16 protein-coding genes are annotated in these 13,801 nt (G+C 55.5%); 9 read left to right on the forward strand and 7 right to left on the reverse strand.

The annotated features are described in order from the left end of the window. Nucleotides 1–87: 87 nt before the first annotated feature. The 4 genes from OEZ10_11210 (at nucleotide 88) to folE2 (ending at nucleotide 4,115) form a co-directional block, all read left to right on the forward strand. On the forward strand, nucleotides 88–327 hold the full coding sequence (locus OEZ10_11210) for an exodeoxyribonuclease VII small subunit (protein ID MDH5633549.1): 240 nt from the start codon (nucleotides 88–90) through the stop codon (nucleotides 325–327). A gap of 2 nt (nucleotides 328–329) precedes the next feature. Continuing rightward, a complete protein-coding gene (gene ispA / locus OEZ10_11215) occupies nucleotides 330–1,253 on the forward strand; it encodes a (2E,6E)-farnesyl diphosphate synthase (GenBank protein ID MDH5633550.1) in 924 nt (307 codons plus the stop codon). Between the two features lie 60 nt (nucleotides 1,254–1,313). Then, nucleotides 1,314–3,203: a 1-deoxy-D-xylulose-5-phosphate synthase gene (gene dxs / locus OEZ10_11220; protein MDH5633551.1), complete on the forward strand. Its 1,890-nt coding sequence runs from the start codon at nucleotides 1,314–1,316 to the stop codon at nucleotides 3,201–3,203. Between the two features lie 96 nt (nucleotides 3,204–3,299). Continuing rightward, entirely contained in the window at nucleotides 3,300–4,115 is an 816-nt protein-coding gene (gene folE2 / locus OEZ10_11225; GenBank protein ID MDH5633552.1) for a GTP cyclohydrolase FolE2, read from the forward strand. A gap of 59 nt (nucleotides 4,116–4,174) precedes the next feature. Here folE2 and OEZ10_11230 read toward each other — a convergent pair whose 3' ends face one another. After that, the gene (locus tag OEZ10_11230) at nucleotides 4,175–4,882 is read right to left on the reverse strand and encodes a TIGR02281 family clan AA aspartic protease (protein MDH5633553.1); all 708 of its coding nucleotides are present in this window, start codon (nucleotides 4,880–4,882) and stop codon (nucleotides 4,175–4,177) included. Between OEZ10_11230 and OEZ10_11235 the strand changes: the two genes are divergently transcribed. Both OEZ10_11235 and OEZ10_11240 read left to right on the forward strand, forming a co-directional pair. Then, complete coding sequence (locus OEZ10_11235; protein ID MDH5633554.1) at nucleotides 4,881–5,582, forward strand: type 1 glutamine amidotransferase; 702 nt, start codon at nucleotides 4,881–4,883, stop codon at nucleotides 5,580–5,582. The genes OEZ10_11230 and OEZ10_11235 overlap by 2 nt on opposite strands. After that, the gene (locus OEZ10_11240) at nucleotides 5,579–6,484 is read left to right on the forward strand and encodes an ROK family protein (protein ID MDH5633555.1); all 906 of its coding nucleotides are present in this window, start codon (nucleotides 5,579–5,581) and stop codon (nucleotides 6,482–6,484) included. Before OEZ10_11235 ends, OEZ10_11240 begins: the two co-directional genes overlap by 4 nt. Here the strand turns inward: OEZ10_11240 and OEZ10_11245 are convergent. Together OEZ10_11245 and OEZ10_11250 are read right to left on the reverse strand one after the other, a co-directional pair. Next, nucleotides 6,481–7,095, reverse strand: coding sequence for a hypothetical protein (locus tag OEZ10_11245; protein ID MDH5633556.1), 615 nt, complete (start codon nucleotides 7,093–7,095; stop codon nucleotides 6,481–6,483). The genes OEZ10_11240 and OEZ10_11245 overlap by 4 nt on opposite strands. 18 nt (nucleotides 7,096–7,113) lie before the next feature. Beyond that, on the reverse strand, nucleotides 7,114–7,725 hold the full coding sequence (locus OEZ10_11250; GenBank protein ID MDH5633557.1) for an ankyrin repeat domain-containing protein: 612 nt from the start codon (nucleotides 7,723–7,725) through the stop codon (nucleotides 7,114–7,116). 198 nt (nucleotides 7,726–7,923) lie between these two features. Between OEZ10_11250 and OEZ10_11255 the strand changes: the two genes are divergently transcribed. From OEZ10_11255 to OEZ10_11265, 3 genes are read left to right on the forward strand one after another with little or no spacing between them, the layout of a single operon-like run. Then, nucleotides 7,924–8,415: a DUF302 domain-containing protein gene (locus OEZ10_11255; GenBank protein MDH5633558.1), complete on the forward strand. Its 492-nt coding sequence runs from the start codon at nucleotides 7,924–7,926 to the stop codon at nucleotides 8,413–8,415. Between the two features lie 48 nt (nucleotides 8,416–8,463). Then, nucleotides 8,464–10,191 carry a proline--tRNA ligase gene (locus OEZ10_11260; GenBank protein MDH5633559.1) on the forward strand — a complete coding sequence of 576 codons (1,728 nt, stop codon included), beginning with the start codon at nucleotides 8,464–8,466 and terminating at the stop codon, nucleotides 10,189–10,191. Between the two features lie 20 nt (nucleotides 10,192–10,211). Continuing rightward, on the forward strand, nucleotides 10,212–10,802 hold the full coding sequence (locus tag OEZ10_11265) for a lytic transglycosylase domain-containing protein (protein ID MDH5633560.1): 591 nt from the start codon (nucleotides 10,212–10,214) through the stop codon (nucleotides 10,800–10,802). 6 nt (nucleotides 10,803–10,808) lie between these two features. On the opposite strand, the gene OEZ10_11270 is transcribed toward OEZ10_11265, so the two are convergent. From OEZ10_11270 to OEZ10_11285, 4 genes are read right to left on the reverse strand one after another with little or no spacing between them, the layout of a single operon-like run. After that, nucleotides 10,809–11,078, reverse strand: a complete 270-nt coding sequence (locus tag OEZ10_11270) for an acylphosphatase (GenBank protein ID MDH5633561.1) — start codon at nucleotides 11,076–11,078, stop codon at nucleotides 10,809–10,811. Continuing rightward, nucleotides 11,075–11,824, reverse strand: coding sequence for an efflux RND transporter periplasmic adaptor subunit (locus tag OEZ10_11275; GenBank protein ID MDH5633562.1), 750 nt, complete (start codon nucleotides 11,822–11,824; stop codon nucleotides 11,075–11,077). Before OEZ10_11275 ends, OEZ10_11270 begins: the two co-directional genes overlap by 4 nt. Further along, nucleotides 11,821–13,107 (reverse strand): TolC family protein, encoded by a 1,287-nt coding sequence (locus OEZ10_11280; GenBank protein MDH5633563.1) that lies wholly within the window; start codon nucleotides 13,105–13,107, stop codon nucleotides 11,821–11,823. Before OEZ10_11280 ends, OEZ10_11275 begins: the two co-directional genes overlap by 4 nt. A 33-nt stretch (nucleotides 13,108–13,140) precedes the next feature. Beyond that, a complete protein-coding gene (locus tag OEZ10_11285) occupies nucleotides 13,141–13,740 on the reverse strand; it encodes a thioredoxin family protein (protein ID MDH5633564.1) in 600 nt (199 codons plus the stop codon). Between the last annotated feature and the right edge of the window lie 61 nt (nucleotides 13,741–13,801).

Below are 13,801 nucleotides of genomic sequence, written 5' to 3' on the forward strand. Positions count from 1 at the left end.
AATTTAACCCGGAAAAACTCCTGTATTGACCTCGGTATCCGCTATGGTTTATGTTGCATTGCTGACTTATCCTGCGGATTAATCATCGTGGCCAAGAAAAAATCCAGTCTTGCTGACTTCGAATCAGCGCTCAACGAACTCGAATTGCTGGTGGAAAAGCTGGAAGCCGGCGACCAAAGCCTGGAGGAGGCATTGGCCTCCTTTCAGCGCGGCGTCGAACTGACTCGCACCTGCCAACAGGGCCTGAAAGAGGCGCAGCAGCAGGTAGATAAACTGGTCAAATTGACCGAAGACAGCGATACCGAACCGTTTCTGCCGGAAGAATAATCTTGGCTGACCCTACCCCCCAGGCAAATTCCCCGGATGGCGCCCCGGACTTTCTCCATCGCTATGCTGATCATGCGGAAGCGGCACTGGACGCACTCTTGCCACCGGCGAAGACCGAACCGGTTGAGCTGCATACTGCCATGCGCTACAGCACTCTCGGTGGCGGCAAGCGAGTGCGTGCAGCCCTGGTGTATGCCACCGGCCAGACGCTGGGTGCATCACTGGATGCACTGGATGGCCCGGCCTGCGCTGTGGAGCTGATCCATGCATATTCGCTGATTCATGATGATCTGCCTTGCATGGACGATGACGACTTGCGTCGCGGCAAACCGACTTGCCACAAGGCTTTTGATGAAGCCACCGCCTTGCTTGCCGGTGACGGCTTGCAAAGCCTGGCATTTGAATCCGTTGCCAACCACCCCGGGCTTACCGCCAGCGCTGAGCAACGCCTGGAAATGAACCTGTTGCTGGCGCGCGCTGCCGGCTCCCTGGGCATGGCCGGTGGCCAGGCGCTGGATCTCGCGGCTACGGGAAAATCCCTTACCCTCGCGCAAATGGAAACCGTGCACCGACTAAAAACCGGAGCCCTGATCGAAACCTCGGTTCAACTGGGCGCCCTGGCTGCTGGAGAATCGCGCCCGAAAGTACTCGAACATCTCAGATATTACGGTCAGTGTGTCGGATTAGCCTTCCAGATCGTTGACGATATTCTTGATATCGAAGGCGATACCGCTACCCTTGGAAAAACCGCAGGTGCCGACGAGGCCATGAATAAAAGCACCTATCCCAAGCTGCTCGGACTGGAAGGCGCCCGGGACCGGGCCCGGCAACTGCTTGAAGAAGCACTCGCCAGCCTGCAATCTTTGGGCGATAATGCGGAAAATCTCAGAGCGCTGGCACGCTTTATTCTCGATCGCCAGCAATAACCGAAAAGAGACCGGTATTCACCGGCTCGCGGATGTTGTAACCCGGAGCCCATGGACCCAATGGACCAATCAGACTCACGCTTTCCATTGCTGGAACAAGTCAACCTGCCGGAAGATCTGCGCCAGCTGGACGCGACCCAGCTGCCCCAGTTGGCTGACGAACTTCGCCAGTTCCTGATTGAGTCGGTTTCCCGAACCGGTGGCCACCTGTCTGCCGGCCTCGGCACGGTCGAGCTTACCATTGCCCTGCATTACGTCTTCAACACACCCGAGGATCGACTGGTCTGGGATGTGGGTCACCAGAGCTATCCACACAAGATTCTCACCGGTCGACGTGGTCGCATGGGCAGCCTGCGCCAAAAAGATGGCCTGTCCGGTTTTCCCCGCCGCGAAGAAAGTGAATACGACACCTTTGGTGTTGGCCATTCCAGCACCTCCATAGGCGCCGCCCTGGGCATGGCAGTCGGTGCAGCTCGCAATCAGGAAGACCGTCACGTGGTAGCCGTAATCGGCGATGGCGCCCTGTCTGCAGGCATGGCGTACGAGGCACTCAATAACGCCGGTGACATGGACGCCAACCTGCTGGTCATCCTGAATGACAACGACATGTCCATTTCGCCCAATGTTGGTGCCATGTCCAACTACCTGACCCGCATCCTGTCCGGCAAAGTTTATTCACGCATGCGCTCAAGCAGCAAAACCGTGCTCAGCACCGTGCCGCCGTTCTGGGAACTGGCAAAGCGCGCTGAGGAACACGTCAAGGGCATGGTCATGCCTGGCACCCTGTTTGAAGAAATGGGTTTCAACTATTTTGGCCCCATTGACGGCCACGATCTGCATACGTTGACCCGGACACTCGAAAACCTGCGCGACCAGAAAGGTCCGCGCTTCCTGCACGTGGTTACACGCAAAGGCAAGGGCTACGCGCCAGCCGAAGGCAATCCCTGCGCTTTTCACGGCGTCACTCCGTTTGACCCGTCAACCGGCAAAATGGAAAAGAAGTCGAGCAGCAAAACCTACACCCAGGTCTTTGGCGAATGGTTATGTGACATGGCCGAGGCCGATGACAAGCTGGTGGCCATTACCCCGGCCATGCGCGAAGGCTCGGGCATGGTGGCGTTTTCTGAGCGTTTTCCGGATCGCTACTTTGATGTCGGTATTGCCGAGCAACACGCGCTGACATTTGCTGCCGGGCTGGCCTGCGAAAATATCAAGCCGGTCGTGGCGATCTACTCCACGTTCCTGCAGCGCGCCTATGACCAGCTTATTCATGATATCTGCCTGCAGAACCTGCCGGTGATGCTGGCCATTGATCGCGCCGGACTGGTCGGCGCCGATGGCGCCACTCACACCGGCAACCTGGACTTGGGTTTCCTGCGCATGCTGCCTAATATCATGGTTGCCGCGCCGGCTGATGAAAATGAATGCCGACAACTGCTGACCGCCGCCTACCGTTACGACGGCCCGTCCGCGGTGCGCTATCCTCGTGGTAGCGGCCCTGAAGTCGCCATCGAACCCGGGCTCGAGTCCATTGAAATCGGAACCGCGCAGATTCGGCGCCAGGGTCAACGCGTGGCCATTCTCAGTTTTGGTACGCTCCTGGAGCAGTCATTGGCTGCCGGAAACATGCTCAACGCTACGGTTGCCAATATGCGTTTCATCAAACCACTGGATCAAAACCTGATCCAGAAATTGGCCGAATCCCACGAACTGCTGGTCACTGTTGAAGAAAACGCGGTACTGGGAGGTGCTGGCAGCGGTGTTGCCGAATACCTGTCCGAACTCGGCCTGTCACCACAAACCCTGCACTTGGGCCTGCCTGATCGTTTTATCGAACACGGCAGTCACGAGGAACAACTCAAGGAATGCGGTCTGGACGCAGACGGCATTCGCCGGGCGATTTTGCGGGCAGCGCCCGTCAAACTTGCCCGGGTTCTCGAATCCGCTTAAACTTGCGCCAAACGTAATACCCGAGTATTTCAGTCAGGAAAGACTTATCAGTACAATACCCGCCCCGCTGACGGGTCAACCGGAGTAACACACACCATGCAAGCCAAAGGCAACGCTGAAACTTGCACCATCGCCGATGTGCAGGCCAGCCCTGATACGCGCCATATTCCTATCGACAAGGTCGGCATCAAGGATATTCGCCATCCCGTGCGCGTGCGCGATCGCAGCCAGGGCGAGCAACATACTATCGCCCATTTCAACATGTACGTGGAGCTGCCCCATAACTTCAAGGGCACACACATGTCACGGTTCGTGGAAATCCTGAACAACCATGAACCCGAGATTTCGGTGAAATCCTTCAAGGACATGCTCGCCGAAATGCGCGAACGCCTTGAGGCTGAAACCGGTCACATCGAAATGAACTTCCCGTACTTCATCAACAAGTCAGCACCCGTCTCCGGCGTGCAGAGCCTGATGGATTACCAGGTTTCCCTGATTGGCGAGATAAACGGCAACAAGAGCGCCACCACCATCAAGGTTGTTGTGCCGGTAACCAGCCTGTGCCCCTGCTCCAAGAAGATTTCCGACTACGGCGCCCATAACCAGCGATCCCATGTCACGGTCACGGTTCGTACCAACAAGTTTGTCTGGATCGAGGACATGATCGACCTGGTTGAAAAAGAAGCGTCGTGCGAACTGTATGGCCTGCTCAAGCGCCCGGATGAAAAGCACGTTACCGAACGCGCCTATGACAACCCGAAGTTTGTTGAAGACATGGTGCGTGACGTTGCGGCCAGGCTCAATGCCGATGATCGCATTGACGCCTACACCGTTGAATCGGAAAACTTCGAATCCATTCACAACCACTCGGCCTATGCCATGATCAGCAAGGACAAAAAGGCTGCCGAGTAAGAGTCGCCCGCCTAGCCGGATCGCTTTCCTGCCGAAGGCGTCCGGATAACCGGCCCAAGCTACTGCTGACCCCGATAAATCAAATCCATGCGGTTGCCGTCACGGCGCATCTCGACGCCATTCAGAAAAGTCATGCCCAGCAATACATCCGTGGGATGACTTCCCTCTATGACGCCGCCTTTAACGTATTTTTGTTCAATATCACCGATTTTTATTTTCTTGATATCCACTTCATACATAGGCGTATAGCCGCCAGCGGTACTGGCATAGCCGCGCTTTCCGCTTTTGTAATCAATACCGACACGCTCGGCAATCTTGCTGTTCATGGCAATACTGGTTGCGCCGGTATCCACCAGGAACCGAACGGCAACACCGTTTATGGTACCAATAGTATAAAAGTGTCCATCAGGATCGGCCCACAAGGTGGTGGTCTTCTCGCCATTATCTTCGGTTTTGACCGGGGCCAGCGAAATGGAACCAAGGTGCAGGGTCTGCCGGGTTCCGTTTACCAGTATCTCCACCGTTTCGTTTTCAGTGTTGACGGACAACAAGCTGACACCGTCGGGCCCGGGCTTGCCTGCGACAAGCACGTGGCGCTCGCCATCAATAATCGCAATCGCCTTGCCCTGGAACAGTGCATGCAACACGATCTTGTTCACGGCCTGTTCCGCATCCGCAGCAATAGACAGCAGCACTGCCATGAACGCGGCGAGCAATACAATTTTCGGCTGTGCTGAAGAGTTTGCTTGGTTATACTTTGCCGCCATGAAACCCGTGCTCATTTCCCGCCATGTTGAAAATGAAGGCCCTGGCTACCTCGCTGATTTTCTTGATCACCGGGGCATCCGGTGGCAGTTGGTAGGCGTGGACCAGGGAGAATCCCTTCCGACCAGTATAGCCGACTATTCCGGATTTGTGTTTATGGGCGGCACCATGAGTGTTAACGATAACCTGCCATGGATCAATCGCGCCCTTGACCTGATCCGGCAAGCGCATGACGCCGGGTTGCCGGTCCTGGGTCACTGCCTGGGCGGCCAATTAATTGCCAAGGCCATGGGCGCCGAGGTTCGCAAGAACCCGGTACCCGAATTTGGCTGGCACGCCGTACAAACACTGCCTAACCCGGTTACGGCACCCTGGCTCGGAGCCTGCACCGGGGAAATTGATGCGTTTCACTGGCACGGCGAAACCTTTGACCTGCCGGCCGGCAGCCAGTTATTGCTGACCAACAATCATTGTCACAACCAGGGATTTGTCCTGGACACGATGCTGGCGCTTCAGTGTCACATTGAAATGACCCCGGGCTTGATTGAAAGCTGGATTGCATCGTCTGGCAATGAATTACCGCGGCCGTCTGCATCAGTACAAAGCAGTGACGCCATGCGCGAAAACATGGGCCAGCACCTGTCCAACATGCGTCGCCTGGCTGACGCCATGTACACCCACTGGGTCAGCCTGCTGTCATGAGTCTGCGTATCGGCATTGACCTTGGCGGCACCAAGACCGAAGGCATCCTGATGGATGCGCGGGGCAATATTGTTGATCGTGTGCGCTACGCCACCCCACGCGAACAAGGCTACGATGCCATCGTCAGCAACATTATAGATTTGGTTCGCTCACTGGAAAGCAAGGCAAACACTGCCTGTCCTGTTGGCATTGGCACACCTGGAGCATTGTCCAGCGTCAATGGCATGCTCAAGAATTCCAATACCACCTGCATGAATGGCAGGCCGTTAAAACAGGATATCGAAGCCATGCTCGGACGTGAGATACGCATGGAGAATGATGCCAACTGTTTTGCGCTTAGCGAAGCTGTGGATGGCGCCGGCAAACAGCACAATATGGTATTCGGTGTCATTATGGGCACCGGTGTTGGTGGCGGTATCGTCTTTGGCAAGCAGTTGCATTCGGGGCCACAACATATCGCCGGGGAATGGGGACATAACGTTGTCCTGGACAGCGGTCCGGATTGCTATTGCGGCCGCAAGGGTTGTGTCGAAACCCTGATCTCCGGCCCCGGGCTATTGGCAACTTATCGAAGGCTTGGCGGCGACAAGGCCACTGATGCCATCAACGTTTCAGCATTGGCACAAAACGGCGACACAACAGCCGAACAAGCCATGCAGCAATTCCTTGATCACTTCGGCAAATCCATGGCGACCGTCATCAACATTCTCGATCCCGATGCCATTGTTCTTGGTGGCGGGCTATCCAACATTGATCGACTGTACACGGAGGGTCGGGATGGTATCGGTCGCTACATATTCAATGATGAAGTCAAAACGCCAATTCTGAAGAACCGGCACGGTGACAGCGCCGGTGTACGCGGTGCGGCGTGGCTATGGCCGGCTACCGGATGTGAATACTAAAAAATAAAGCTCAGCCCAACCAGCCCGACATATCCTTCCGGCTGCGGAAAGCCGATGTTAGCGCCAAACCACCAGCTTTTACTGACGTCTATCTTGAGGTACTTGATCTCGGCAACCACGCCAATTCCCTCCCAGCGCCATTCAGTGCCGACATTAGCCTGGTACACCGGGGAGGATACCGACTCGGTATCTTCATTGGCACTGCTACCGTACCTGTTTTCAAGATCGGCCCAGCCCAGACCAATACCGACAAAGGGGGCAAACTCCATCGGCAGGCTAAAATATTTCCTTACAACAAAATTAATGGCGGAAACGTCAAGCTCACCCTCAGGATGCTGCTTTGGCATACGCGCCTTCCACTTGCCTGAAAAATGCAATAACTCCCCGCCAAGCGCAATATGACGACGACGACGTTCAAACGCCATCACCACCATACCGGATTGTGGCTCGTATTCTACAACTTCTCCGGCAGTCTCCTGATCGGGGTCTCTCCATGAAAATGCTCCTGCCTTCAAGGTTGCAGCATAGGTCTTGTCCGCACGCGCCGGACTGGCAACAAACAAAAATGTTGCCAACAGCATCAAAACACCAACTCGCCCGCTAACAATCATCCAAACCTCCCTTTTGAATTACTCTTTTCCCGCAGCCGGTTCCTGACACGCGTCATGGTATGCTTGCCCCAGGCGTTTCGCAACCTTTGCCAGCCACTTGCGCTTTCCATATGTCGGGCCTTTGTACTTGACGGTAATGCTGTTATTAACCTTGTCGTAAATAATCTGAACCGGGTAGTCGTATCCCCTCGGTGAAAACACTGCGTCCAGCGTATGGTCATCCACCTTGCTGAAACTGTGCCAACGTTTGCCAAACAAGGTGATCCCGATCAGTTCCGGCATATCAATTTCTCTTGAGCAGGGTTTCAGACGTCTGTTGGCATAAATCGGGTTACGATTCTTTCCTGACCGGTTACGGGATTGCCCGGTAGCCCCCGGTTGCAGCCCCAGGAAACTGGCGACATCATGATGGCCGAAATTCAGCGCTAACCGGTGTGCGTCATAACCGCTCTTGCTTTGCAACGACACGTCTGCGCCGCGGTTGACCAAGAACTTTGCCGCTTCCAGCCGGCCGCGTCTGGCGCACCACATTAATGCACTATATCCGCTTTCATCAACGGAATTAATCCCGACCCCTGAATCGAGAATTCGCTCGAGACCTGCCACATCCCCTTGCTTGGCCGCTGTCATCAACTCAGAGGCCCACACGGGGATTATTGAGGCAAACAGCAGCGTCCCTGTAATAAGCAAGTTCCTGACCATGCAAACATTATCCCTTGCCGGATTAGTAAAATACAAGCAGGGACAAAACAGTCGGCACAACTGCCGGAAAACCGTATAATTCGGTTCTGGTGACCGGATTCCAAGACAAGAAAAGGAAGCATCAAGATGCGATCATTGTTTTATTCGTTTTTAATCCTGACTGTATGGGCAGTCGCACTGCCAGCTAACGCCGCCAAACCTGTTTTTGAAAACAGCTACATGCGGGAATACAAGGCCGACGGCTCCTTCGAGGAAGTGCGTGATGCATTGAAGCTGGCCATTACCGGGCAAGGCCTGGTCATTAACAACGTCTCCCATATTGGCAACATGCTCAGCCGTACCGGCAAAGACATAGGTGCCAAACAGGAAATCTACGAACATGCCGAGGCCATGGAATTTTGCAGCGCATCCATCTCCCGCACCATGATGGAAGCCAATCCACGCCACATTGTCTTCTGCCCCTTCATCATTGCCGTATACACGCTACCGGGCGAACCGGGCAAAACCTATCTTGCCTACCGCAAACCCGAAATTACGGGCAGCCCGGAATCCAAAAAAGCACTGCAGGCGGTGGAAAAATTGGTGGATAATATTGTCCAGGACGCGCTGGGGTGGTAATACTCCGGCTCCCGACAACCTGACTACATACCGGAAATATCAAAAACAATGCGCAGCTCCCAGTTTCTCCTGGCCACGGTAAAGGAAACACCTTCCGACGCCGAAATCGTCTCCCACAAGCTCATGCTCCGCGCCGGCCTGATTCGCAAGCTGGCCGCCGGCCTGTACAGCTGGCTACCCTTGGGTCTGCGCGTTTTGCGCAAGGTTGAAACCATTGTTCGCCAGGAGATGGATCGCGCCGGCGCCCAGGAAGTACTCATGCCCGCCATCCAGCCGGCCGAATTATGGCAGGAGTCAGGACGCTGGGAAGCCTATGGTCCTGAACTGTTGCGCCTGCATGATCGCCATCATCGCGATTTTGTTTTTGGCCCGACCCACGAAGAGATAATCACCGATCTGATGCGCCGCGAAATTCGCAGCTACCGCCAATTGCCGGCAAATTTCTACCAGATCCAGACCAAGTTCCGCGACGAGGTGCGACCACGCTTCGGCGTCATGCGCGCCCGCGAATTTGTCATGAAAGATGCCTACTCGTTCCACCTGGACCAGGATTCGCTGCAGGAAACCTATGACCTGATGCATGCGACCTACAGCCGCATTTTCGAACGCCTGGGCCTGGAATTCCGCCCGGTTGAAGCAGATTCCGGCTCCATCGGCGGCAGCAAGTCACACGAGTTCCACGTGCTTGCCGATTCAGGTGAAGACGCCATTGCCATTTGTGATACCTGCGGTTACGCCGCCAACGTTGAATTGGCACCGGCACTGCCACCGGTTGGCAAGCGCCCCGAACCCGGCGCGACCATGAACGAAGTGGCGACCCCTGGCGCGCACACTATCGAAGAAGTATCCGCATTCCTGAAAATTGATGCTTCCCAAACCGTCAAGACATTGCTGGTCAAAGGTGCTGGCGGCCCGGTCGCCCTGGTGCTTCGTGGTGACCACGAACTGAATGTCATCAAGGCCGAAAAACTGCCCGAACTGTCGAAGCCGCTGGAATTCATCAGCCCGGCCGAAGTGGAAATGGCCGCCGGTTGTGAACCCGGCTCCATCGGCCCGCGCGGACTCGACTTGCGCATAATTGCCGACGAAAGCGCCGCACGGCTGGCAAACTTTGTTTGCGGCGCCAACGAAAACGGCAAACACCTGGTCAATGTGAACTGGGGGCGCGACTTGCCGGAGCCGGATGTTGCCGACCTGCGCTCAGCCGTGGATGCCGATCCGTGTCCGCATCCACAACCTGCCGGCTCAGAATGCAGCGGCAGCCTGAAGATACGTCGCGGTGTAGAGGTGGGTCATATTTTCCAGCTTGGCAAAAAATATTCCGAGGCCATGAATGCCACCTGCCTTGATGAATCAGGCAAGAGCGTCATCATGACCATGGGCTGTTACGGTATTGGCGTATCACGAATCGTGGCTGCCGCCATTGAACAGAATCATGATGACAGCGGCCTCAAGTGGCCCGAAGCCATTGCCCCGTTCAGTGTCGTCATCGTACCCATTGGCATGCAGCGGTCAGAAGAAGTTCGCCAGGCTGCCGAACGCATATACGACGAGTTGCGTGACCTTGGTATTGATGTACTGCTTGATGATCGTAACGAGCGCCCCGGCGTCATGTTTGCCGATATGGATCTTGTCGGTATTCCTCATCGACTGGTCATCGGCGACCGTGGTCTCAAGAGTGGCATGATCGAATACAAGTCACGGCACAAACCCGAAGCGGAAGAATGGCCTATGGCCGAAGTCGTGCATAAACTGGAATCCATGCTGAGTCATTGATCAACACAGGCTGACCAACCATGCTCAAAGCCGGCTTGCGATGGATGTGGCTTGTACAGTTGCTCGTTACGGGCGCTGCTGTTGCTGATGAGCCCGTTACAATAACACCTGACCCTGTCGATACGGAGTTGCGCGACCTGCTGCACAAGGCGGCGCGCGAAGCCGACAGTTTTCCGGATCATTTTGATGCCCAGGTATGGCTGGCGGATATGTCAGGCCGGCTGGCACGCAAAATGAAGGATGAAAGGCAGCGCATAGACTTTCTCAAGACAACTCACTACGAAGCCACGCGAGCCGGGCTGAAGCCGGAACTGGTACTGGCAGTGATCGAGGTGGAAAGCAACTTCAATCCGGGCGCGGTTTCCAGGGCGGGCGCCCGTGGCCTGATGCAGGTCATGCCGTTCTGGCAAAAGGAGATCGGCAAGCCGGGTGACAGCCTGTTTCATGTTCGAACCAACCTGAGATACGGCTGCACCATACTCAAGTACTACCTGGACAAGGAAAAAGGCAACCTGTTTCGTGCACTGGGTCGTTACAACGGCAGTACCGGGCGCTGGAATTACCCGAAGAAGGTTTACGCCGCCTACAACAATCGCTGGTTCAGCCAGTAAGCAGCGCTAGTAACGAACATCAAAGGTTGCATGAACTTCATGTGCGATGGATTCTGCGATAACTGAATCTACTCGTGCGTGACCCGGTCCTTCATGCAGCCACGCCTCCAGCTCGTTTAGCGCCGTTTCATTCCCGCACGCCACCAGCTCCACCCGGCCATCTTGCCGGTTGCGAACCCAGCCCGTAAGGCCGAGCCGTTGCGCCTGTTGTTGCGTTGAAGCACGATAAAATACGCCCTGGACCTTTCCGTCGACCAGGTAATGACGGCAAATCACTTGCTGCTTCCGTCAACAGGATGAATCTCAACACGCGCACCGGGACGCAAGACCTTGTCAGATCCAAACACCAATTCGAACTTGATATCACCATCAACAGGCACAATCGAACGCACCTTGCCATTCACCTTGATACCATCGCCCTTCACCAGCAGTTGCTGGCCTATGGTTATGCCTTGCGAAGCTGACGTGGTTGCCCTGGCAAGATATTGTCCATGACTTGCCAGCAAAACCAGCGGGTGCGCCTGCACGCGGCTGATAATGGTCTGCCCTGCCACCGCCTTCACTTCCAGCACAACTGCATCAAATGGTGCTGACAGCCGACTCTTGGCCATTTCATACTTTGCCATTTCCAGTCTTGCACGCGCATCCTTCACTGTTGCCGATGCGTCCTGCAACGCCATGGCGGCATCTTCCAGCTGTGTATTGGACAGCACCTGGCGTTCATACAGTTCACGCGCCTGGTCATCATCGCGCCTGGCTTTCTTGTATTGCAATCTTGCCCGTACCAGGGCTGCTTCCGCCTGCTGCACTGCCGAGACAAACGGCGCAGTCTCCAGGCTCAACAAAGTATCGCCCTTCTTGACCACCTGGCCGGCACCGACGTTCACCTCGGCAATTACGCCGGATACCGGCAAGGCCATTTCAACCTTGTGTGCCCAATCCACCACGGCGTCCATCGCCCCGGCCGGTGATGCCGGCAGCAGCATCAACAGAACCAGCCAGCCGACACGGTTGCATCTCATTTGCCTTCCTCCTGAAACTGATCGAACTGCCGCCCCCGCAGGGCGTCCAGCTCCGCCCATGCCAATACTAACTCGAATTCTGCCTCGGCTGCCTGCCACTGCGCCTCGGTGACCCCGGCCATGGAGTCGCCGAGCGTTGTCTGTGCTTCCATTTCATACAATGCCCGGTTGCGATCAAGCACCAGGTCACGATAGTCGAGACGAACGCGCGCAGCCCTGACCCTGACCTTGAGCACTTCGACGCGCTGAACCAGGTCAAGCACATGTTGCTCAAGCTGAAGCTCAACGGCACGCAACCGGGCGGATGCCTGCCTGACCCGGGCGTCGGCACTGGCAATCTCGGCCGATGCCAGCCCGCCCTGGTAAATTGGTACGCGCAACTGCAGCTCGACGCTGCCGGAATCCCGATTTCCGATCTCACGCTCATAGCGATTGGCACTGACTGCGGCATCAAGCACGGGATAACGCCGGGCCCTGGCAGCAACATGATCAGCTTCAGCGCCGGCCAATTCGAGCCGGGCTGCGGCAAGCAGCTTGCTGTGCTGCCTGACTTCTTCAAGCGTTTTCTGGTATTCAGGAAGTTCGCGTGCCACGACGGCTTTCATCTCGGGGCGCATCACGTTGGCCGGCAACTCGCCGGACCGTCCCAGTATCGCCGCCAATCGCGCCCGCGTATTGCTTTGGGCTGCCTGGCTCCGGGTACGGATAATCAGGGCGTCCTGGTATACAGTCTCATGCTCGAGCACATCCACTTCAGACAACTGGCCAAGATTTTTTCTTTCGCGCGCCTTGTCAAAACGAACATACTTATGGGCCATGAATTCGTTGTCGTACATGTAACGCAGATCAGCGAGAAGAACATCAAAAAAATATCGCATCACACGCAACTGCGCCAGCTTACCGGTATTCAGCAGCTCGGCTTCATGCGCGAGGCTGCGCGAACGGGCCGCGCTGTACTTTGACGAGTTACGACCAAAATCGTATACGCGCTTGCGAACCGACAGGCTGCCCATGCTGTCATTGATATAACCGGAATCGGAATCATCATTATAAGGGTCGGCATATCGAGGATTCAGATACAATTCCACACGGAAACCATTCTGCGCATCAACCAGGTCGGCTTCCGCCTTTGATGTTTCGTACCTGGCCTCGGCAACAGCAACATCCGGGTGATTTGCCGCGAGAGACAGGGCGTGATCCAGTGTCAAGGGATCCGGCAACGGTTCGGCCACAGCCAGGCCGGGCACCGCCAGAAGTAATGACAGGAAACTCTTCCTGATCATCAAAAAACGCTCCCAAACATTCATGGATCGCGGCTACTGTTGCTGCGCCTTTGTTTTTTCCCGTTTGTACACATTGAAGCGGCCGGACTTGTAATGCCCGTCGACCACAAACTCACCAAGCCAGATGAATTCTTCCGGTGTTTTGGCAGTACCCAGATGCTTGACCAGTTCCTTGCCATTCAGATCAAAGAACTTGAATACCGGTGTCGCCCTGACCCGGTGAACGCGGAATGCAAAATCCTTCTGGCTCATCTCCTTGCCATCAAAATCCACCATGGAGGTGTCGCCCTCGGTATCAATTTCGATTATTCGAAAATGCTTGCGGAAATAATCCTGTACCGGTACCTGGTTGAATATGGTGGCTTTCATCTTTGAGCACCAGGGGCAATCGTCGTTGCCGAACATCAGCATAATGCCAAACCTGCCTTCCTTTTTTGACTGCGCAACTTCATCAGGCAGATCAGCAAAACTCTGGTTGAAAAAATGCTCCATCGGGTCACGAATTCGGGTATCGGCCCGGGCAACAGCCATGCCAAACAGCATGGCCAGCAAGCATGCTGATAAAAGACCCACAACAACCCGGTTCAGATACCCCGGAACCGGGTTAGCCATACCGCATACGCTGGCAAACATCTGCAATTCCTCAACAACAACTGATCAAGCGCATCACTCAAGCGAAAACAATACCTGAACA

The sequence above is a fragment of the Gammaproteobacteria bacterium genome, from assembly GCA_029880545.1.
GTDB lineage: Bacteria > Pseudomonadota > Gammaproteobacteria > Acidiferrobacterales > SZUA-150 > JAOUOD01.

What these genes read in the sequence shown, in the direction of transcription:
- folE2 (MDH5633552.1), top strand. Translation starts at nt 3,300, where the DNA reads ATGCAAGCCAAAGGCAACGCTGAAACTTGCACCATCGCCGATGTGCAG.
- OEZ10_11235 (MDH5633554.1), top strand. Translation starts at nt 4,881, where the DNA reads ATGAAACCCGTGCTCATTTCCCGCCATGTTGAAAATGAAGGCCCTGGC.
- OEZ10_11275 (MDH5633562.1), bottom strand. Translation starts at nt 11,824, where the DNA reads ATGAGATGCAACCGTGTCGGCTGGCTGGTTCTGTTGATGCTGCTGCCG.
- OEZ10_11230 (MDH5633553.1), bottom strand. Translation starts at nt 4,882, where the DNA reads ATGGCGGCAAAGTATAACCAAGCAAACTCTTCAGCACAGCCGAAAATT.
- OEZ10_11250 (MDH5633557.1), bottom strand. Translation starts at nt 7,725, where the DNA reads ATGACAGCGGCCAAGCAAGGGGATGTGGCAGGTCTCGAGCGAATTCTC.
- OEZ10_11240 (MDH5633555.1), top strand. Translation starts at nt 5,579, where the DNA reads ATGAGTCTGCGTATCGGCATTGACCTTGGCGGCACCAAGACCGAAGGC.
- OEZ10_11245 (MDH5633556.1), bottom strand. Translation starts at nt 7,095, where the DNA reads ATGATTGTTAGCGGGCGAGTTGGTGTTTTGATGCTGTTGGCAACATTT.
- OEZ10_11260 (MDH5633559.1), top strand. Translation starts at nt 8,464, where the DNA reads ATGCGCAGCTCCCAGTTTCTCCTGGCCACGGTAAAGGAAACACCTTCC.
- OEZ10_11265 (MDH5633560.1), top strand. Translation starts at nt 10,212, where the DNA reads ATGCTCAAAGCCGGCTTGCGATGGATGTGGCTTGTACAGTTGCTCGTT.
- dxs (MDH5633551.1), top strand. Translation starts at nt 1,314, where the DNA reads ATGGACCAATCAGACTCACGCTTTCCATTGCTGGAACAAGTCAACCTG.
- OEZ10_11255 (MDH5633558.1), top strand. Translation starts at nt 7,924, where the DNA reads ATGCGATCATTGTTTTATTCGTTTTTAATCCTGACTGTATGGGCAGTC.
- OEZ10_11280 (MDH5633563.1), bottom strand. Translation starts at nt 13,107, where the DNA reads ATGATCAGGAAGAGTTTCCTGTCATTACTTCTGGCGGTGCCCGGCCTG.
- OEZ10_11285 (MDH5633564.1), bottom strand. Translation starts at nt 13,740, where the DNA reads ATGTTTGCCAGCGTATGCGGTATGGCTAACCCGGTTCCGGGGTATCTG.